At 64.2% G+C, this 19,886-nt stretch carries 17 protein-coding genes; 4 read left to right on the top strand and 13 right to left on the bottom strand.

All coding sequences use genetic code 11. The features are described from left to right. Positions 1 to 103 precede the first annotated feature (103 nt). The 12 genes from L6637_RS37145 to L6637_RS37200 all read right to left on the bottom strand — a co-directional run bounded on the left by L6637_RS37145 (position 104) and on the right by L6637_RS37200 (position 12,597). Complete coding sequence (locus L6637_RS37145) at positions 104 to 1,210, bottom strand: trypsin-like peptidase domain-containing protein (protein WP_237873841.1); 1,107 nt, start codon at positions 1,208 to 1,210, stop codon at positions 104 to 106. Positions 1,211 to 1,367: 157 nt separating this feature from the next. Continuing rightward, positions 1,368 to 1,703 carry a hypothetical protein gene (locus L6637_RS37150; RefSeq protein WP_237862660.1) on the bottom strand — a complete coding sequence of 112 codons (336 nt, stop codon included), beginning with the start codon at positions 1,701 to 1,703 and terminating at the stop codon, positions 1,368 to 1,370. An 84-nt stretch (positions 1,704 to 1,787) separates the two neighbouring features. Then, positions 1,788 to 2,279 (bottom strand): Hsp20/alpha crystallin family protein, encoded by a 492-nt coding sequence (locus tag L6637_RS37155; protein WP_237873846.1) that lies wholly within the window; start codon positions 2,277 to 2,279, stop codon positions 1,788 to 1,790. 73 nt (positions 2,280 to 2,352) lie between these two features. Continuing rightward, a complete protein-coding gene (locus tag L6637_RS37160) occupies positions 2,353 to 2,814 on the bottom strand; it encodes an Hsp20 family protein (protein WP_237873848.1) in 462 nt (153 codons plus the stop codon). Between the two features lie 219 nt (positions 2,815 to 3,033). Then, the gene (locus tag L6637_RS37165) at positions 3,034 to 4,512 is read right to left on the bottom strand and encodes an amidase (RefSeq protein WP_237873852.1); all 1,479 of its coding nucleotides are present in this window, start codon (positions 4,510 to 4,512) and stop codon (positions 3,034 to 3,036) included. 16 nt (positions 4,513 to 4,528) lie between these two features. After that, the gene (locus L6637_RS37170) at positions 4,529 to 5,326 is read right to left on the bottom strand and encodes an FAD binding domain-containing protein (RefSeq protein ID WP_237873853.1); all 798 of its coding nucleotides are present in this window, start codon (positions 5,324 to 5,326) and stop codon (positions 4,529 to 4,531) included. A gap of 14 nt (positions 5,327 to 5,340) precedes the next feature. Continuing rightward, complete coding sequence (locus tag L6637_RS37175) at positions 5,341 to 7,728, bottom strand: xanthine dehydrogenase family protein molybdopterin-binding subunit (RefSeq protein ID WP_237873854.1); 2,388 nt, start codon at positions 7,726 to 7,728, stop codon at positions 5,341 to 5,343. Positions 7,729 to 7,730: 2 nt separating this feature from the next. Next, positions 7,731 to 8,222, bottom strand: a complete 492-nt coding sequence (locus L6637_RS37180) for a (2Fe-2S)-binding protein (RefSeq protein ID WP_237862666.1) — start codon at positions 8,220 to 8,222, stop codon at positions 7,731 to 7,733. Between the two features lie 21 nt (positions 8,223 to 8,243). Further along, positions 8,244 to 9,344, bottom strand: a complete 1,101-nt coding sequence (locus tag L6637_RS37185; protein WP_237862667.1) for an ABC transporter ATP-binding protein — start codon at positions 9,342 to 9,344, stop codon at positions 8,244 to 8,246. Between the two features lie 27 nt (positions 9,345 to 9,371). Beyond that, positions 9,372 to 10,277 (bottom strand): ABC transporter permease, encoded by a 906-nt coding sequence (locus tag L6637_RS37190; protein ID WP_237873855.1) that lies wholly within the window; start codon positions 10,275 to 10,277, stop codon positions 9,372 to 9,374. After that, complete coding sequence (locus L6637_RS37195; RefSeq protein ID WP_237862669.1) at positions 10,274 to 11,164, bottom strand: ABC transporter permease; 891 nt, start codon at positions 11,162 to 11,164, stop codon at positions 10,274 to 10,276. The genes L6637_RS37190 and L6637_RS37195 overlap by 4 nt, the downstream gene beginning before the upstream one ends. 83 nt (positions 11,165 to 11,247) lie before the next feature. After that, positions 11,248 to 12,597 carry an ABC transporter substrate-binding protein gene (locus L6637_RS37200; RefSeq protein WP_237862670.1) on the bottom strand — a complete coding sequence of 450 codons (1,350 nt, stop codon included), beginning with the start codon at positions 12,595 to 12,597 and terminating at the stop codon, positions 11,248 to 11,250. Positions 12,598 to 12,827: 230 nt separating this feature from the next. Between L6637_RS37200 and L6637_RS37205 the strand changes: the two genes are divergently transcribed. Next, positions 12,828 to 14,324: a glycosyl hydrolase family 79 N-terminal domain-containing protein gene (locus tag L6637_RS37205; protein WP_237873856.1), complete on the top strand. Its 1,497-nt coding sequence runs from the start codon at positions 12,828 to 12,830 to the stop codon at positions 14,322 to 14,324. 4 nt (positions 14,325 to 14,328) lie between these two features. Here L6637_RS37205 and L6637_RS37210 read toward each other — a convergent pair whose 3' ends face one another. Then, positions 14,329 to 15,630: an MFS transporter gene (locus L6637_RS37210; protein WP_237873858.1), complete on the bottom strand. Its 1,302-nt coding sequence runs from the start codon at positions 15,628 to 15,630 to the stop codon at positions 14,329 to 14,331. A gap of 291 nt (positions 15,631 to 15,921) precedes the next feature. Here L6637_RS37210 and L6637_RS37215 point away from each other — a divergent pair, with 291 nt between their 5' ends. From L6637_RS37215 to L6637_RS37225, 3 genes are read left to right on the top strand one after another with little or no spacing between them, the layout of a single operon-like run. Beyond that, the gene (locus tag L6637_RS37215) at positions 15,922 to 17,136 is read left to right on the top strand and encodes an ABC transporter substrate-binding protein (RefSeq protein WP_237873860.1); all 1,215 of its coding nucleotides are present in this window, start codon (positions 15,922 to 15,924) and stop codon (positions 17,134 to 17,136) included. Between the two features lie 8 nt (positions 17,137 to 17,144). Further along, positions 17,145 to 18,878, top strand: coding sequence for an FAD-dependent oxidoreductase (locus L6637_RS37220; protein WP_237873861.1), 1,734 nt, complete (start codon positions 17,145 to 17,147; stop codon positions 18,876 to 18,878). 20 nt (positions 18,879 to 18,898) lie between these two features. Continuing rightward, positions 18,899 to 19,693 carry an IclR family transcriptional regulator gene (locus L6637_RS37225; RefSeq protein ID WP_237862675.1) on the top strand — a complete coding sequence of 265 codons (795 nt, stop codon included), beginning with the start codon at positions 18,899 to 18,901 and terminating at the stop codon, positions 19,691 to 19,693. Positions 19,694 to 19,886 lie beyond the last annotated feature (193 nt).

Raw genomic sequence — 19,886 nt, forward strand, 5'->3', positions numbered from 1 at the left:
CCAACCTCGCAGGACCGGGCTATCGCCGCCGGGAAACCGGTCTCATAGTTGCCATGCCTAGGGGATAAACCGCCGATGCTTCGGGGCGTCCCTTGCGACCGCTTCAACGAACGAGGCGATTGGGCCCTGCGAGGGCACTGCTGGATTCGCTCGCCGGCGCGATCCTGACGCTCACGGTGAGCGGAACGCCGCTACGCAAGACCGAGAGCCTCACATCTTCGCCGACGCGGGCAAGGCCGATGGTGTTGCGGAGCTGGGCGGCGGTGCGGATCGGGCGGTCGTCGGCTCCGGTGACCACATCCCCCTTGCGCAAACCTGCCCTTTCCGCGGGCGAATCCGCGGCCACTTCGGCAATGACGGCACCTTGAATCACTCCCTTGTTAGCCGACGGATGCAGGTCGTTCAGCGAGATGCCGATACGGCCACGCTCGACGCGGCCGTTGGCGATGATCTGCTCCATCACCTTGCGTGCCATGTTGACCGGAATGGCAAAGCCGATGCCGACATTGCCGCCGGCGGGCGAGATGATCGCCGAGTTGATGCCGACGAGTTCTCCGCGCAGGCTGACCAGCGCCCCGCCGGAATTGCCCGGATTGATTGCGGCGTCGGTCTGGATGAAATCCTCATAGCCTTGCTTGCCGAGACCGGTCCGGCCCAAAGCGCTGACGAGTCCAGACGTCACGGTTTGACCGAGCCCGAACGGATTTCCGATCGCAAGCACGAAGTCGCCGACTTCGAGCGCGTCGCTGTCACCGAAGGCGAGCGCCTTGAGCCCGGTCGGGTTCTGAACCTGGAGCACAGCAACATCCGTAGGCGGATCCCGGCCGACGACCTTCGCGGAAAACTGCCGGCCGTCCTTGGTCGTGATCTGCACGGCGGAAGTACCCTCGACCACGTGATTGTTGGTCAAGACGTAGCCGCGCTGGGCATCGACAATGACCCCGGAGCCGGTCGCGCTGACCTCCTTTTCGATCTGCCGGGGGACGTCGAAGAACTCGCGGAACAGCGGGTCGCGGTAGAGCGGATTATCCTCCCTCACCCGCCCGTGTACGGAGATGTTGACCACGGCGGGCGTCACTTGGCGCACGAGCGGCGCGAGGGTCGGCAGCGAGCCGCCCGTCTTCAGGTCGGGAATTTGGCCGGCAGCAGGCTGCGACACCGTGAGCGTCAGCACCAGCATCGCCAGCGAGAGCCATCGTACAGCACGCATCTTCAGTACCTGCCACATCGTCTCGGAACGTGGAAACTCTGGCCTCAGATCTCGGCAGGCGGCCCAATGATGAGGCCTTGCAGCGCCAGAAACGGAACGACGCAGACCGCCGAGGCCTGGCCAAGCAGCACGACTCCCAGAACCGTCTGCGTGAGCATCATGCGCCTTGCCCCTCTGCGGCGGCCCATGGCCGCCGCAGCCGCATCGGAACGCCGCCGCCGCGCGGCGGGTCGTCATTGTCGTTGTCCCCGTCGAGCCTGCGCAGGGCAGCCAAAATATCGGTGAGCCGAACCGTGTGGCTCATGCCGGGGATCTCGCGCAAGGCGGGACAGGATTCGACGGCGTACATGTCGGACGCCCAGGACGACAGGATGATCCGCTTCTCTGATGGAGAGAGCTCCTGTGCATTCAGAACGTCGGCAGGCGAGTCGTAGTGGGCCGCGGGATGAAACAGCGGATTGAGAGTGCCGGAATTGATATTCATCTTGGTCATTGGTGGTGCCTCCCTCATGCTCCTTTCCAAGGGACGGTTTTGTTGACGATGGGACGCCGGCAACCGCCGCCGCCCCGGTTGATGCTAGTGCGTGTTGATTGCGATGCGTTTGACGCCTTCGCGCGCCTTCTCGGACTTCGGCAGTGACACGGTCAGGACACCGTTCCTGAACGACGCCTCGGCCTTGTCCTCCTCGACGCCCTCCAGCGGGATCTGCCGCTCGAACGCGCCATAGTAGCGCTCAGTGAAGTACCGGCCCTCGCCGTTGCGCTCCGCCTTCTTCTCGCCGCGGACGGTCAGGACGCCATTGGCGATCTCAACCTGGACGTCCTTCTCGGTGAGGCCGGGAAGCTCGGCCGAGATGGTCAGCGTCTTGTCGGTCTCGCTCAGTTCGACCTTGGGCCAGCCAAAGCGGCCTTCCATCAGCGGCGACAGGCTGGTCGCACTGATGCCGCGGAAGATGTCGTCGAATAGACGGTTCATCTCGCGGTGAAGCTTCAGGAACGGATCGAAATTCTCGCGCGGCGGCGCAAGCTCCTGGTTTCTGGACCAGGGAATCAGATCACGAATAGCCATGGTTCTCTCCTTATGCATCGGGAGCGCGGCGCGCATCCGCACGCCGCGTTCCAGCACTGAACCGATCGAGCGCTTAAGCTGCTTTCTTCTGCTCGATCTGCGATGCCGCAGGAGGGCCGCCCGCGATCGGAATCCGGCGCGGCTTCATGGCCTCGGGAACTTCCCGGACGAGGTCGATGATCAGGAGACCGTCCTGGAAGGAGGCCTGCCTCACCTGGACATAGTCGGCAAGGTTGAACACGCGCCGGAATGGCCTGGCGGCGATGCCCTGATACAGGTATTCGCGCGCAGCGGTCTCGGGCTTCTTGCCCTCGATGGTAAGCGCGTTCTGCTCGGCCGTCACGTTGATATCGCCGGGACTGAAACCTGCCACAGCCAGGCTGATCCGGTAGTGATCTTCACCAGAACGTTCGATGTTGTAGGGGGGATAGTTATCCTCGGTCGCCTGGCGTAGCGTGCTATCGACGAGGTCGGCCAGGTGATCGAAGCCGATGGTGGAGCGCCACAGGGGCGCGAAGTCAAAACTGGTCCTCATAACCAAGTCCTCCAAAGAGCAAGATGGATACGAAGGAGCGCAGGACAGGGTATCAGACGGGTCCGACGACCGGTCCGGCGCCCGCGCCGGGCCCGATCTGGCGCCCGGCACACCGCTCTCGCGGCGAAAAACGAATTATAAGAACGGCTGCTGATTTCAAGAGGGCGGCTCGAAAAATTTTTCGAACCGCGGCCGATAAGAGGCCGACCGGTTCCAGCCCTACGCCCTGGGCCACCCACGCAACGCAACCTGCGGCCAGAATTTGGCCCAGGGCTGCGCCTGCTCGAAGGCTGCGGCGATACGGAAGATCGTGGCCTCGTCGAGCCAGGGCGCAATGATCTGAAGCCCGATCGGCATGCCGTCGCGATCGAAGCCGCAGGGCAGCGTCGCCGCAGGAAGACCGGCGAGATTGATCGGCCAAGTGAAGGGCGACCAGCCGAGATGCGGATCGACCTCCTTGCCATCGACACTCTCGACGCCGATCTGCCCGGCCTCGAAGGCGGTTACCGCGACCGTCGGCGTCACCAGCACATCGACGCGCTCGAACAGTTTGACGAACGCATTGCGCGCCTGGCCGCGGCGGTAACTCGCTTCGATATAATCCGTACCGCTGTAGCGGCGACCAGCGCTGACGACATTGCGATAGTCCGCCTCCGAGCCGGCGAGATCGGCGGCCGTCTTGGTCGCGACCGCGGCGGCCTGCTCCGTGAACGCGATCGGCTTCAACGTATGCTCGAGGATATCAGGGTCGAGACCTGGCCCATCCATGGTGACCTGCGCGCCGCAGGAATCGAGAATCGCGAGTGCCTTGCCAAAGGCCGCGCAGACATCAGGGCTGACGGCGGCGTAACCGAGATCGGCGCTGGCGCCGATACGAATGCCATCCAGGCGCCCGGGATTAGTGTCGAACCGGCGCGCGGACACGGGAAGGCTTGCGGCGTCACGGAGATCGTAGCCAGCGATGATCTCCAATGTCAGCGCGGCATCCGCAACGGTGCGCGTGATCGGCCCGGTATGGGCGAGTGAGGCCCAGGACGGCGGCGAGAAGCCGGGCGAGCGCGGCACGAGGCCGAAGGTCGGCTTCAACCCGAACACGCCGCAGAAGGACGATGGCACGCGGATCGAGCCGACGCCGTCGGTGCCGATCGCAATCGGACCGCAGCCGGCGGCCACACCGGCCGCCGCGCCGCCGCTCGATCCACCGCTGGTGCGACGGGGATTCCAGGGATTGCGCGTGATCCCGGTCACGGGGCTATCGGCCGTCAGCTTGTAGCCGGATTCGCAGGTCGTGGTCTTGCAGGTGATAATCGCGCCTGACGCTTTCAGCGCGGACACCACCGCGGCATCGGCCTCGGGCACAAAGCTCTTGTTCATCGGCGAGCCGGCATAGGCCGGCACGCCCGCAACAAAGACGAGGTCCTTGATCGTGACGGGCACACCCGCGAGCGGTCCCTTGGCCTCGCCCGCCCGCATCTCCTTTGTGACGCGGTCAGCATCCGCCCTCGCCTGCTCATACATCGGCGTGACCAACGCATTGCAGGTCTCGTTCGTTGCCTCCAGCGCGGCGATGGTGTCGTCGACCACATCGCGCGGGGTGAACGCCTTGCGCCGGTAGCCGGCCATGATCTCGGTTGCAGAAAGCGCGCCAAGGCCACTCGGCGCCGGCGGGACGGCCGCTCGGCCGGAACCATCAGTCATCATCAACCCTAACGAGCTAGCTGAGCGCCGCGTCGACGGCGCGCTTGGCCATCACCGTGACGAGATGCGCACGGTAATCGGCTTCGGCGTGGATATCGGAGGTGAGGCCATCATTGTCGATCTTGATCGCCGCGATGGCGGACGGCTCGAAGTTCTCCGACAGCGCCGCCTCCATCGGCGGAACGCGGAACACGCCGGGACCCGCGCCGGTTACGGCGACGCGGACAGCATCGGCGAATTTCGCGACGAACATGCCGACCAGCGCATAACGCGACGCCGGCGCCTTGAACTTTGCGTAACCCGCTTTCAGCGGGACGGGGAAACGGATCGCGGTGATGATCTCGCCCGGCTCTAGCGCAGTCTCGAACAGGCCGAGGAAGAACTTGTCGGCCGCGATCTCCCGCGTGCTGGTGATGACAGTGGCGCCGAGACCGAGCACACCGGCCGGATAATCCGCCGCGGGATCGTTGTTGGCGACGGAGCCGCCGATGGTGCCGCGGCTGCGCACGGCGGGGTCGCCGATCATCGAAGCTAGCGCAGCCAGCCCAGGGATTTTCGTTTGCACGAGCTTCGAGGCGGCCACCACGGCATGCGGCGTCATCGCGCCGATGGTGATGGTGGCACCGTCGTCGGTGATGCCCTTCAGGGAGCCGAGTTTGGAGAGATCAACCAGCGCAGGCGGGCTCGCCAACCGCTGCTTCAATGTCGGGATCAGCGTCATGCCGCCGGCGACGAGCTTGCTGTCCTCGATCGTGGTCAGAAGCTTGGCCGCGTCGGGAATCTGGTCGGGCTGGTGATAGGCAAATGGTTTCATCGTTGTTGTCCTCCCTATTCCGCGGCGACCGGCAGCGACGCGTTTTGCAGCAGCCGCCAGATCCGGTTCGGCGTCGCCGGCATGTCGACATGGGTGACGCCGAGATGCGACAGCGCATCGACCACGGCATTGATGACGGCGGCCGGCGAGCCGATGGTGCCGACCTCGCCGCAGCCCTTCACGCCCATCGGCGTATGCGTGCAGAGCGTCGAATGCGTCGCGACCTTCATCATCGGCAGATGGTCGGCGCGCGGCATGCAGTAATCCATCAGCGAGCCCGACAGCAGCTGGCCGGAGCCTTCGTCATAGACCGCATTCTCGAACAGCGCCTGACCGACACCCTGCACGATGCCGCCATGCAGCTGGCCCTCGACGATCATCGGGTTGATGACCGTGCCGACATCGTCGACCGCGGTGTAGTTGACCAGCGTCACCGTGCCGGTTTCGGGATCGACCTCGACCTCGGCGATATGGCAGCCGCCGGGATAGGTGAAATTGACGGGGTCGTAATAGGCCTGTTCCTCCAGCCCCGGCTCCAGCACTTCGAGCGGATAATTATGCGGCACATAGGCCGCGCCCGCGATCTCCTCGAAGGTCTTCATGCGGTCGGTGCCGGCAACCGAGAACTTGCCGCTCTCGAAATGGATGTCGACTTCAGCCGCCTCAAGCAGATGGGACGCGATCTTCTTGCCCTTGGCGATGACCTTGTCGGTCGCCTTGGAGAGCGCGGCGCCACCGACCACCAGGGAGCGCGAGCCATAGGTGCCCATGCCGAACTGTACGCGGTCGGTATCGCCGAACACGATGTCGACATTCTCAAAGGCGACGCCGAGCTTGTCCGAGACAATCTGCGCAAAGGTCGTCTCATGGCCCTGGCCGTGATTGTGCGTGCCGATCATGACAGTCACCTGGCCGGTCGGATGCACCCGCACCGTGGCGCTTTCGTAGAGACCGCCGCGCGCGCCGAGCCGGCCCGCAAAGCGCGACGGCGCCAGGCCGCAGGCCTCGACATAGGTGGAGTAACCGAGCCCACGAAATTTGCCCTTGCTGGCGGAGGCCGCCTTGCGCACGCCAAAGTCCTTCACGTCGGCGGCCACCAGCGCACCGTCGAGGCAACCCATGGGATCGCCGCAATCGTACTGCACCAGCACCGGCGTCTGGTACGGATAGGCCTCCTTCGGGATCATGTTGCGGCGGCGAATCTCGACGCGGTCGATACCCATCTCGCTGGCGGCGACATCGACGATGCGCTCCAGCACGAAGGTCGCCTCGGGCCGGCCTGCACCGCGATAGGCGTCGACAGGCACGGTGTTGGTGAAAACCACCTTTACATTGCAGTAGATCGCCGGCGTGGTGTAGACGCCGCCGAGCAGCGGACCATACAGATTGGTGGGGATGTTCGGCCCGAAGGTCGAGAGATAGCCGCCCATATTCGCGAGCGTGTTGACGCGGAAGGCGAGGAATTTTCCGTTTTCATCGAGCGCAAGTTCGGCCTCGGTAACGTGATCGCGGCCGTGGCGATCGGAGACGTAACCCTCGGAGCGGCTGGCCACCCATTTCACCGGCCGCTTCACGCGCTTGGCGGCCCAGGTGATCACGGCCTCCTCACCGTAATGGAACTGCTTGACGCCGAAGCCGCCGCCAACGTCGGGCGCGACCACGCGCAGCTTGTGCTGCGGGATGTTCAGCACCAGCGCCCCCATCAGGAACCGCACCACATGCGGGAACTGACTGGTGGTCCATAGCGTGAAACGGTCCGTGCCCGGCTCGTATTCCGCGATCGCCGCACGCGGCTCCATGGGATTGCCGATCAGGCGGTTGTTGACGAGGCTGAGTTTTGCCACATGCGCGGCCTTGCGAAAGGCCGTTTCCACCGCGGCCTTGTCGCCAAGCTCCCAGTCGCAGCAGATGTTGTTCGGGACGTCGTCGAACAATTGCGGCGCGCCGGGCCTGACGGCTTCGAGCACGCCGACCACGGAGGGCAGCACCTCGTAGTCGATCTTCAACAGTTCGGCCCCGGCATTGGCCTGCTCCGGTGTTTCCGCGATGACGAAGGCCACCATGTCGCCGACGAAGCGCACCTTGCCCTGGGCCAGCATCGGAAACGGAGGTTCTTTCATCGGCACACCCTTGGCGTCCGAAATGCCCCAGCCGCAGGGTAACGAACCCAGCTTATCCGCTGCGGTATCCTCGCCGGCCAGCACGGCGATCACGCCCGGTGAGGCCAGAGCCGCCGCCTTGTCGATGCCGCGCAAGACTGCATGCCCGTGCGGCGAACGCACGAACACGCCCGCCGTCATGCCGGGGCGCTTGATGTCGGAGACGTAATTGCCGCGGCCAGTCAGGAAGCGCTGGTCTTCCTTGCGTTTCGGTGAGGCGCCGATGCCGATCACATTGCTCATGGTCAGTCTCCCTTGGCGGCGTTCATGGCGGCAGCCCCGGCCAATACCGAGACGACGATGTTCTGGTAGCCGGTGCAGCGGCAGATATTGCCTTCGAGGCCGTGACGGACATCGGCTTCAGTCAGGTCCGGCTTCTCCGCCGCGAGCGCCACCGCGGTCATCAGCATGCCGGGCGTGCAGAAGCCGCATTGCAGGCCATGATGCTCGCGAAACGCCTCCTGCATCGGATGCATCAGGTTCGAACCGGGCGCGCCTTGCAGGCCTTCGATGGTGAGCAGCGTCGCGCCGTCGAGTGCGGGAGCGAGCAGCGTGCAGCTCTTCACGGGAAGACCATCCAGATGCACCACGCAGGCGCCGCACTGGCTGGTATCGCATCCGATATGGGTGCCGGTGAGGTGAAGCTGTTCGCGCAGCAGTTCGGCGACGAGCGATGCCGGCTCGACATCCACGGTGGTGGGCCGGCCGTTGAGTGTGAAGGATATCTGCACGGTCATACTCCTGTGCGCGACGGGGCTTTAGGCGAGGGGAAGCGCGCTGCCGGTGGCCCATGTGGCCATGACGACATCGCCGACGGTGAAAGGATCCGCAAAGAAGGTCTTTTCCGGCACGTAGGCGACGAACTCGTCGTCCGGCACGGTGTCGAGCATGACCTTGACGAAATAGCCCTGGTATTCGATCGCGAGCACGCGGCCCGGCAGCGAGGTTGTATAGCCCGGCGGCAGGTCCCTGCCCGGCCTGACAAGTGCGACATCGTCGCGGCGCACGGCGATATCGACCTGGTCGCCGACGTTGATAGTGGGTCGTGCCTGAAGCGGCACCTCGATGCCGGAAGGTGCTGCGAGCGTGAAGCTCGCGCCATTGACCTTCTCGACGCGGCCCGACAGCACGTTCTGGCCACCCATGAACTCGGCGACGTAGCGGTCGTGCGGATGGGCGTAGACATCGCGCGCCGCGCCGGCTTGCTTGATCTTGCCCTGCTCCATCACCACAACGAGATCGGCCAGCGCAATCGCCTCGAGCTGGGTGTGGGTGACATGGATGAAGGTGATGCCGAGCTCCTGCTGCATCCGCCTGAGCTCCTGCCGCATCTGGACGCGAAGCTGCTCGTCCAGCGCCGACAGCGGCTCGTCGAGCAGCAGCACCCGCGGCTCGGTGATCGCAGCACGCGCCAGCGCGACGCGCTGCTGCTGACCGCCGGAGAGCTGCGCCGGCAGACGGTCGGCGAACTGGGTCAGCCGCACCTTTTCAATCATGGCGTCCGCCGCACGCAAGCGGTCGGCCTTGGACTGGCCGCGGACGCGCAATGCAAAAGCGATGTTCTCGCGGACGGTCAGGTGCGGGAACAGGGCGTAGGACTGGAACATCATCGCGGTGCGGCGCTGCACCGGCGCCAAGCCGACAACGTTCTGGCCACCGATGACGATCTCGCCGGCGGTCGGATCCTCGTGACCCGCGATCATGCGCAGGATCGTGGTCTTGCCGCAGCCCGACGGGCCGATGAAGCAGCAATAGGCGCCGTCGTCGATCCTGAGATTGACGCCGTCGACCACGTTCGTCACGCCGTCAAAGCTCTTGCAGACGCCAGCCAGTTCGATATCGCCGCGATCGCTTTTCATTCCAGTCAACCCTTGCTCAACCCTTGCTCAACCCTTGGCCTGGCTGCCGCGCTTCTTCTGAATCAGCACGATGGTGCCGAGGCTTGCGCCGATGACGACGAAGGAGACGACGGTAGTCACCGTGCCCAGCGCGTAGAGAGAGGGCGAGGTGACGTTCAGCGTCATGCTCCAGATCTCCAGCGGCAGCGTGTTCAGCGAGCCCGCCGTCTGGAGGCTGCGTGCGAATTCGTCGTAGGAGAGCGTGAATCCGAACAGCGCGACCGCGACGAGACCGGGTGCCAGTACCGGGATCATCACCAGCCAGATCGACTGCCAGCGGCTGGCACCCAGATCATAGGCCGCCTCCTCCCAGACGTGGTTGAAACGCGACATCACCGCGAACATCACGAGCACACCGAACGGCAGCGTCCAGGACAGCTGCGCGCCGAGCGCCGAGGTGTACCAACTCGCATTGAGCCCGAGTGCCTGGAACAGCAGGCCCGTGCCGAGGCCGAGCACGAGGCCGGGGGCGACCAGGCTGCCGATCATCATGTAGAAGACGACGGTGTCACCGCGGAAGCGCTTGCGGAAGCCGAGGCCGGCCAGGAACGAGACCACGACGGTGATGATGGTGACGATGACAGCCAGCTTGATCGAGCGGTCGAACGAGCCTTTGACGTCGCCGGTCCGCACCTGGGTGAAGAGATCGACGAACCAATGCAGCGATTGTCCCTTCATCGGGAACACGAGGCCACCGCGGATGTCCTGGAACGACAGGATGTAGATGCAGAACATCGGACCGTAGAGCGCGATCACGTAGGCCGCGAACAGCGTTGCCAGCACGTAGAACGTCCAGGGACGGCTACCTTTGCTTGGCGCGATCGCCTTGGTCGATGCAGGCGCCCCCATCTTGGAGGTTTCGGTTTTGGGCATGTCAGCGAGCACCGCGCTCATTGCGTGATCTCCTGCCTGATATCGACGGTGCGCAGGATCAGCGAGACGATTGCGACCAGCACCAGCGTCAGCAGCACGGCGCTGGCCGCCGCGGTCGGATATTGCAGCACACCGACGTCCTCGTAGAAGGCGCTCACCACCGAGGCCGAGCCGCCGCCGGACATCACCTTGACCACGAAGAAGTCGCCCATCACGATCGAGACCACGAAGATGGTGCCGAGCGCGATGCCGCTCTTGGACATCGGCACCACGATCAGGCGCATGATGTCGAAACGGCTGGCACCGGCATCGATCGCGGCCTCGATCAACTTCTTGTCGATCCGCGCCATGGAATTGAAGATCGGCACGATCATGAAGATCGTGAGCTGGTGGACATAGGCGATGACCACGGCGAGGTCGGAGAACAGCAGAATTTCCAGCGGCTGATGGATCACGCCCATGGCGAGCAGCGCCTGGTTGATCAGGCCTTCCTTGCCCAGCAGCGGGATCCAGGAAATCATTCTGATGATGTTCGAGGTCCAGAACGGCACGGTGCACAGCAGGAACAGGCCGATCGCCAGCAGCTGGTTGCGGACGTGAAACACCAGGAAATAGGCGACGAAGAAGCCGATGATCAGCGTGAAGATCCAAGTCAGCACGGTGAACTTGATGGTCGCCAGATACAGCTTCAGCGTCAGCGCCGAATGCAGCACCTCGATATAACTTGCCGGCGTGAAGCCGGGCGTCAACCCGCCAAAACCATCGGTGGCAAAGAAGCTCGCGGTCAGCACGACCAGGATCGGCGCCACGAAGAATGGCACGAGCACCAGAACCAGCGGCGAGACGTAAAGCCAGCCGGCGAGATTGGAGCGCGAGGAACCTAATTGTGGACTTGGACTGGGCTGCATATCAGCGATGGCCTCGAAGTCGGTCTTATCGGCACCGGCGCGTGACGGCGCCGGCGCCTCTTGACGTCAGGGAAAAGCAGGTTTTAGGCCACCTTGAAGTCGTTCCAGCGCTTGTTCATGTAGGCGGCCTCATCCATCAGCGTGTTCCAGCACGAGATGTTCTTGACGCGGTCGAGGAACGAGCCGCCGTCACGCTTGGTGCCGGCCTTCTCCATCGGCACGCCGTAGGGATCATTGACCACCTCCGGCGCGGGCTGGCCCTCGTACCAGAACGCCCATTCGGCCGGGGTGAGGAATTTCTTCGCGGTCGACGGCACCGGGCTGTAATAGCCGTAGCGCGCGACAAAGCCGCCCTGCCAGCCGGAAAGGTACCAGTTGAGATATTCGTAGGCAGCGTCGAGCTTCTTGCCGGAGAGGTGCTTCATCAGGCCCATGCCGTTGCACCAGCCGCGATAGCCTTCCTTGCCGTTCTTGACATTGACGGGCGCGTAGACGCAGGGGATCTCCTTGACGCGCACCGCGGCGACCGCCGGCGACCACATCGACTGGATCACAACTTCGCCTGCGGCCATCAGCTGCACCGACTGGTCGAAGGTGGTCCAGGTCGCGCGGAACTGGCCTTCCTTCTTCAGCTCGATCAGCTTGTTGCAGGTGAAGTCGATCTCCTCCTTGGTCATGTTGCCCTTGTTGCCGTACTTGATCAGTCCGGCACTCTCGAAGCAGAGCGCCGCGTCCATGATGCCGATCGCGGGCACGTCGAGGATCGCGGCCTTGCCCTTGAACTTGGGATCGATCAGGTCCTTCCACTCGGTCACTTCATGGCCGACGAGATCGGGCCGATAGCCGATGGAATCGGCGTTGTAGACCTGCGGCAGGAAGGTCGCCCATTCGGTGACGCCGTCGTTCAGATCGGTCGCATCAGGCTTGGCGATGTACATGGCCTCATAGGGCGAGATGCCCTGGCGCGGAATCTTGTGGCCGTCGATCTCGCCCTTGGTGAAGATCGGCAGGATATTGTCGAACTCCTTGATCTTCTTGACCTCGATGCCCTGGATCACGGAGCGCTTGGCAGCGAGCTTGGCCTGCCAGCCCTCCAGGTCGGCGATGTCGACCGTATTAGGCTGGCTTATGAAGCGGTTGATGGCGGCCGAGGTGTCGAGGTTCTGCATCGTCACCTTGAAGCCGAGATCCTTGGCGGCCTGGTCGCCGATCGCCTTCACCACCGAATAGGACACGCCGACATGGCGGAGCTCGATGTCCTTGATCTCCTGCGCCCAGATGGTCGGGAATCCGCGGATCGCATCCGACCCTGCGGCCGCGCCCGCGACGGCGGCCGCACCCTTTAACAGCGTGCGCCGGCTCAGCTTTTTCACAGGCTTCGCCGCCGTTCCCGCCGGATCGGAAGTGAATGTCCCCTTCGTCTCATCAGACATGGCAACCCTCGTTGGTTACGATGAACGCTCGCACCGATCGCCATTGATCGGCTGCGGATGTGATCCATACGTGCGAGGCTAGGGTCGGGATTTTGCGAAGTAAAATTGGAAGTAAAAATTCGCCACATAAACGCGGCTAATGGTTCTGCCGGCTGCATTTGCTTTTGGCAGCGCGCATAAGAAGGCGTCAGGACGTGCATACAAGGCGATGGCTTCAAACATGCGACCACATGCACGCGCTCGTTGCGGCGATGATGGCGCTATTCATTGCTGTCACGCCGCGCGCGGCCGGCGCTGGCGATCTCTCCATCGCGCCGACGGATATGAAGGCGATCGGCACGGTCGATGCGCGCTTTCAATCCTACAACGTCGAGATGGTGGAAGTGACGGGCGGACGGTTCTGGAAACCCTATGCGCGAACGCGACGCGCCTTCGACGAACGAGATCGCTATAGCGAAAGAGCGCCGATCGATCTTGCCAATGCACGCCTGCGCAGGCTGGCAGCAGCATTATCGCCCGCTTATCTGCGCGTGAGCGGTACCTGGGCCAACACCACGTTCTTTGCCGATGCGCCGCGCAAACCGCCGCCGGGTTTCGACTCCGTGCTCAGCCGCGACCAATGGCGCGGCGTCATCGACTTCGCGCGCGCGGTCGATGCGGAGATCCTCACCTCCTTCGCGATCAGCTCCGGCAGCCGCGACGCCAATGGCCTGTGGAGGCCGGACCAGGCGCAGCACCTCATTGATGTCACGCGCGCGTTGGGTGGCCGCATCGCCGCTGCCGAATTCATGAACGAGCCGACGCTTTCCGCCAGCAATGGCGCACCAGCAGGATACGATGCGAACGGCTATGGCCGCGACTTCGGGGTGTTTCGCGACTGGATGAGTCGCGCTGCGCCGGAAACTCTGATTGTCGGTCCCAGCTCGGCCGGCGATGTGGCGTCACCGTCCGGGTCGGGCATCACCACACGCGACCTGCTCGCCGCCTCCGGCCCCGGTCTCGACCGCTTCTCCTATCATCACTACAACGCAGTCTCGCCGCGCTGCGGCGGCCGCGATGATCCATCGCAAGTACTGTCCGAGAAATGGCTCGCCCGCACCGACGCGACGCTCGCAATCTACCGGGACTTGCGCGACGAATTCGAGCCCGGCAAACCGATCTGGCTGACGGAGACCGCGGACGCGGCCTGTGGCGGCAACCCCTGGGACAAGACGTTTCTCGACACGTTCCGCTATCTCGACCAGCTCGGACGCCTGTCTAGGGCCGGCGTGCAGGCGGTGATGCACAACACGCTCACCGCCAGCGACTACGGCCTGCTCGACGAGAAGACCTTCCGCCCTCGCCCGAATTACTGGGGCGCGCTGCTCTGGCACCGGCTGATGGGTACGACAGTACTCGACGCGAGTGTAGCCGCCGCGTCCGGTTTCCACGTCTACGCCCATTGCCATCCGGCACTTCACGGCGCGGTCACGCTGCTCGCGATCAACATCTCGCATGACGCCTCGCACTCGCTCGCTGTGCCGCTTCCCTCGAGTCGTTACACGCTCGGCTCGACCCGGCTACAGGCCCCGACAGTGCAATTGAACGGCCACACGCTCGCGCTCACGGCCAGCGGCAAGATGCCGAATCTCATCGATCGCCCGATGGCGGCTGGCTCGGTCCGTCTTGCGCCGGAAACCATCACGTTCCTCGTGATTCCCGCCGCCGCGAACGCCGCATGCTTCTGACGGCTCACGACCTCAGCGTGTCGCGCGCCGTCTCCGGCGTCATCAAGGTCGCGACGATGGTGATGATCGAGAGCACGATGATGTAGAGCGACACCGGCCAGTACGTACCGGCCCAGGCGAGCAATGCGGTTGCGATCAACGGCGAGAAGCCACCGCTGAGCGCAGCCGCGACATTGGCCCCGAGCGAAGCGCCGCTGTAGCGCACCTGGGTGCGGAACAACTCCGGCATGAATGCCGCCTTCGGCCCGAACAGCAGCGCATGCGTCAGCGTCATGGTGACGACGAGCGCGAGCGTGATCAGCGCCGGCTCCCTGGTATCGAGGAACCAGAACAGGGGAAACGCCAGCGCCACCGTGAACACGCCGCCGGCAAGATACAGCGGCTTGCGGCCGAAAATGTCGGAGAGCCAGCCGGCGAGCGGCAGCGTCGCGAATTCGACGACCGCGGCATAGACCACCGCATTCAGGATCACCTGGCGCGGGACGCCGAGCTTGGCCGTGGCATAGACCACGACGAAGACGGTGAGGAGATAAGCGAGCCCCACTTCCGACACCGTGATGCCGATCGCCAGCAGAAAGCTGCGCCAGTCGCTCCGCAGCACTTCCCACACCGGCTGCGCCAGAACCTCCTTGCGCTCGACGACCTCCTTGAAGTGCGGCGTCTCCGCGAGCTTGAGACGCACGATTAAGCCGATGCCGACCAGCAAAATGCTGATCCAGAACGGCACGCGCCAGCCCCAACTGAGGAAGTCGGCTTCAGGTAGTTTCGTCATCAGTCCGAAGATGCCGGTGGACGCGGCGACGCCGACGGGAAAGCCTATTTGCACCAGGCTGCCGTAGAAGCCGCGCCTGTTACCGGCGTGCTCGGCCACCATGACGACCGCGCCGCTCCATTCGCCGCCAAGACCGATGCCCTGGATGAAGCGCAGGATGACGAGCAGGATCGGCGCCCAGACGCCGATCTGGCCATAGGTCGGCAGGCAGCCGATCAGGAAGGTGCCGAGCCCCATCGCGATCATGGTCGCGACCAGCATCCTTTTGCGACCGAGCCGGTCGCCATAATGTCCGATGATGGCGCCGCCGATCGGCCGCGCGACGAAGCCGACCGCATAGGTCGAGAAGGCCGCCAGCGTGCCCACGAAGGGGTCGAAGCTCGGGAAGAACAGCTTGTTGAGCACGAGCGCGGCCGCGGTGCCGTAGATCAGGAAGTCGTACCACTCGATCGCCGTACCAAGCGCACTGGCCCACACCACATGCGCCGTCGTCGATCGCTCCGTTGTGCCGGAGACTCCTGTTGCTGCCGTCATGCTATCCGCCCCTTATTCCAGTGGGCATCATGGCCAATCACGGGTGTGGTTGCAACTTGCGGGAGTGCCACTTCTCCCCAAGATCACCATGCGAGATTTTGGCGCTGCTCCTCCCACGCCCGCAATGACGGTGTTGGGACAGTTGCGCACACGTCTTGCGGATGTCGTCGCGCGACCCCCGGAACCCCAGGCTGCGCCTCAATTCATTATTGACAAATCTATTAGCTAATATCTAATTTGCTGCCAGAACAAACGGTCGCGCCAAGCGGCCCAAAAAGAGAGGAAACTTCGATGAGAGGGCTTTTGGCCTGCGCCATGCTCGCGGCCACGATGTCGGCTGCCATGACCACCGTCGCAAGCGCGCAAGTCTCCGACGACGTGGTCCGGATCGGCGTGCTGACGGATCTGTCGAGCTGGGGCCGCGACAATTCCGGGCCGGGCTCGGTGGAGGCCGCCAAGATGGCGGTGGAGGAGTTCGGGCCGACCGTGCTCGGCAAGCCGATCGAGATCATCAGCGCCGACCACCAGATGAAGACCGACGTCGGCGTCAATATCGTGCGCGGCTGGTTCGACAACAGCAAGGTCGATGCCGTCGTCGACATCCCCAATTCCGGCATCGCCATCGCCGTGCACAACATGGTGCGCGAGCGCAACAAGATCGCGCTGCTCTCCGGGCCCGGCGCGAGCTCGCTGACTGACGAGCTGTGCAGCCCGAACACCGTGCATTTCACCTACGACACCTACGCGCTGTCCAAGGTGACGGCGTCCGCCGTGATCAAGGAAGGCGGCAAATCCTGGTACTTCATCACCGCGGACTACGCCTTCGGCCAGCAGCTCGAGAAGGACGCCACGCGCTTCATCAACGAGATGGGCGGCAAGGTGCTGGGCGGCGTCAAGCATCCGACCAACACCGCGGATTTTTCGTCGTTTGCACTGCAGGCACAGAGCTCCAAGGCAGACGTCGTCGCTTTCGCCAACGCCGGCCAGGATACCGATAACGCCATCAAGCAGTCCGGCGAGTTCGGCCTGGTGCAAGGCGGCCAGAAGCTCGTCGGGCTCCTGATGTTCGACACCGACGTGCACGCGATCGGGCTCAAGTCCGCGCAGGGCACCTACATGACCACGGCGTCGTACTGGAACATGGACGAGCAGACCCGCGCCTGGTCGAAGAAGTTCTTTGCGCGCACCAATGTGATGCCGACCATGATCCACACCGGCGTCTACGGCTCGGTGCTGCATTATCTCAAGGCCATCAAGGCCGCCGGCACCGATGATCCCGCCAAGGTGATGGCCAAGATGCGCGAGCTGCCGATCGAGGATACCTTCGTTCATGGCGGCAGGTTGCGCGAGGACGGCCGCGTCATCCGGGACATGTACCTCGCCAGGGTGAAGTCGCCCGAGCAGTCCAAGGAACCCTGGGATTATCTGGACATCATCAAGACGGTGAAGGGCGAGGACGCCTATCGCCCGGTCTCCGAATCCAAATGTCCGCTGCTGAAGAAGTGAGGTGAGACATGGCCGGCAACGAGCATAGCGCAAGCGAAACATACGAGTGCGACGTGCTCGTGGCCGGATCGGGCTGCTCCGGCATGTCGGCCGCGATCACCGCGAGGTATCGCGGTCTCGACGTGCTGATGGTCGAGAAGGAGCCGCGCTTCGGCGGCACTACCGCGCGCTCCGGCGGTTGGCTCTGGATCCCCGGCACGTCGCTGGCGAAGGCTTACGGTATCGAGGAGGCGCCGGACCAGGCGCGCACTTACTTGCGGCACGAAGCCGGCAACAATTTTGACGCGGCACGCGTGGAGGCGTTCTTCAGCGCTGGTCCCGAGGCCGTCGATTTCTTCACCACCAACACGGCGCTGCGCTTCGACATGCCGCTCGTGTTCCCGGACTATCATGCCGAGGCGCCCGGCGGCGCGCAGGGCGGCCGCTCCATGGTGACGCGCCCGTTCGACGGCCGCGAGCTCGGTGATCTCATCAAGACGCTCGGCATGCCTCTGCCCGAACTTACCGTGTTCGGCATGATGCTGGGGTCAGGCAAGGAGATCATCCATTTCATGCGCGTGACGAAGTCGCTGACTTCGGCGGTCTATGTCGCCAAGCGCCTGTCGCGGCATCTGATGGATGTGCTCCGCTACGGCCGCGGCATGACGCTCACCAACGGCAATGCGCTGGCCGGTCGCCTCGCCAAATCCGCGCAGGATCTGAAGATCCCGATGTGGCTGTCCTCGCCGGTGCGCGAGCTGACGGTCGAGAACGGCGCAGTCACCGGTGCGATCGTCACGCGCGAAGGCCGAGACGTGCGCGTCCGCGCAAGACAAGGCGTCGTGCTTGCCTGCGGTGGCTTTCCGCACGACGTTGAGCGGCGCAAGAAGATGTTTCCGCATGCACCGACCGGCGCTGAGCATTTCTCGCCCGGCCCAACCGGCAACACCGGCGATGGCCTGCGCCTCGCCGAGGGTGCCGGGGGCCACATCGAGGATCGCCTGCCGAACGCGGCGGCCTGGGTGCCGGTGTCGCTGACCACGCGCAAGGACGGCTCGAAGGGCGTAATGCCGCATTTCATCGATCGCGCCAAGCCGGGCGTGATCGCCGTGATGCGTGACGGCAAGCGCTTCGCCAATGAAGGCAATTCCTATCACGATTTCGTCCAGGCCATGATCAAGGCCGCCAAGCCCGGCGAGGAGATCGCAGCCTATCTCGTATGCGATCACAAGACGTTGCGCAAATACGGACTCGGCTGCGTGCCGCCGTTCCCGATGCCGCTCGGCCATCACCTTGCGAGCGGCTATCTCATGCGCGGCGACACGCTGGAGGCGCTGGCGGCGAAGGCCGGTATCGACGCCAAGGCGTTCGCGGAGACCGTCAAGCAATTCAATGCGACGGCGGCGCTGGGTCACGACGCCGCCTTCGGCAAGGGATCGAAGGCCTATAACCGCTATCAGGGCGACGCCATGCATGGCCCCAACCCTTGCATCGCGCCGATCGAGAACGGCCCGTTCTATGCCATCAAGATGGTGATCGGCGATCTCGGCACCTATGCCGGCATCGTCACCGACGAGAACGCCCGGGCGCTCGACGCCGAGGGCCGGGTGATTCCCGGGCTCTATGCCGCCGGCAACGACATGGCGAGCATCATGGGCGGCAATTATCCCGGCGCAGGCATCACGCTTGGGCCGGCGCTGACCTTCGGCTACATTGCCGGCCGTCATCTCGCCGATAGCGCCGCCAAGCGCGACGCGGCGTAATCCCAGCGCATCGGAGGCGCATGAAGAAAGAAAGCCGCGGCATCCAGTCGATCGAGGTCGGCGGAGAATTGCTCCGTGCGCTCGCCAAAACCGGCGAGCCGATGATGCTGCGCGATCTCGCGCGCGAGGCCGGCATGACCCCGGCCAAGGCGCATCCATATCTCGCTAGCTTCTCCCGCATCGGGCTGATCGAACAGGACGAGACTACCGGCCGCTACGAGATCGGCGCGCTCGCGCTGGAGCTCGGCCTGATCAGTCTGCGCCGCCTCTCCGGCGTCCGCATCGCGCAGCCGAAGATCGCCGCGCTCGCGAGCCAGATCGGACACGCCGTCTCGCTCGCGGTGTGGGGCACGCACGGCCCGACCGTAGTGCAGCTGGAAGAGCCCGGCCAGCCCGTCCACATCGTGATGCGCGCCGGCTCGGTGATGGCGCTGCTGGAAACCGCCACGGGGCGTGCCTTTGCAGCGTTTCTGCCGGAGAAGACCATCAACGCCGCGCTCGAAAGCGGGCTTGACCGTCAGGGCGTCGGCTACAATCCGAAGCGCCCGGTGAAAGGCGCCAAGATCGCCGAGATGCTCACGGAGGTCCGCAAGCACGGCCTCGCCCGCGCGCTCGGCGATCCCCTGCCCGGCGTCAACGCGTTCTCCGCACCAGTGTTCGATCATGCCGGCCACGTCGCGCTTGTGATCACCGCGATGGGGCCGGAAGGCACGTTCGACGCGCGCTGGGACAGCCCGATCGCGCATGCGCTGCGGGATTGTGCTGGCGGCATCTCGAAGCGGCTCGGCTATGGGATGACGGTGGCGGCGGAGTGATAGGCAAGTTGCCTCCCTCACAACAGGTGTCATGCCCCGCGCAGGCGGGGCATCCAGCACGCCGCGTCCTATCGATTCTATCGCTGCTGTCTCGGCGTACTGGATCGCCCGCCTTCTGTTTAGTCCGGAGACATGGCTGACACCTGTTCGGACACATCACTGACAGGTTGGCCATTGGTCAAGTCGATTGATG

Origin of the sequence: Bradyrhizobium zhengyangense (genome assembly GCF_022012435.1) — a bacterium.
In the GTDB taxonomy this organism is placed as follows: Bacteria; Pseudomonadota; Alphaproteobacteria; order Rhizobiales; family Xanthobacteraceae; genus Bradyrhizobium; species Bradyrhizobium zhengyangense.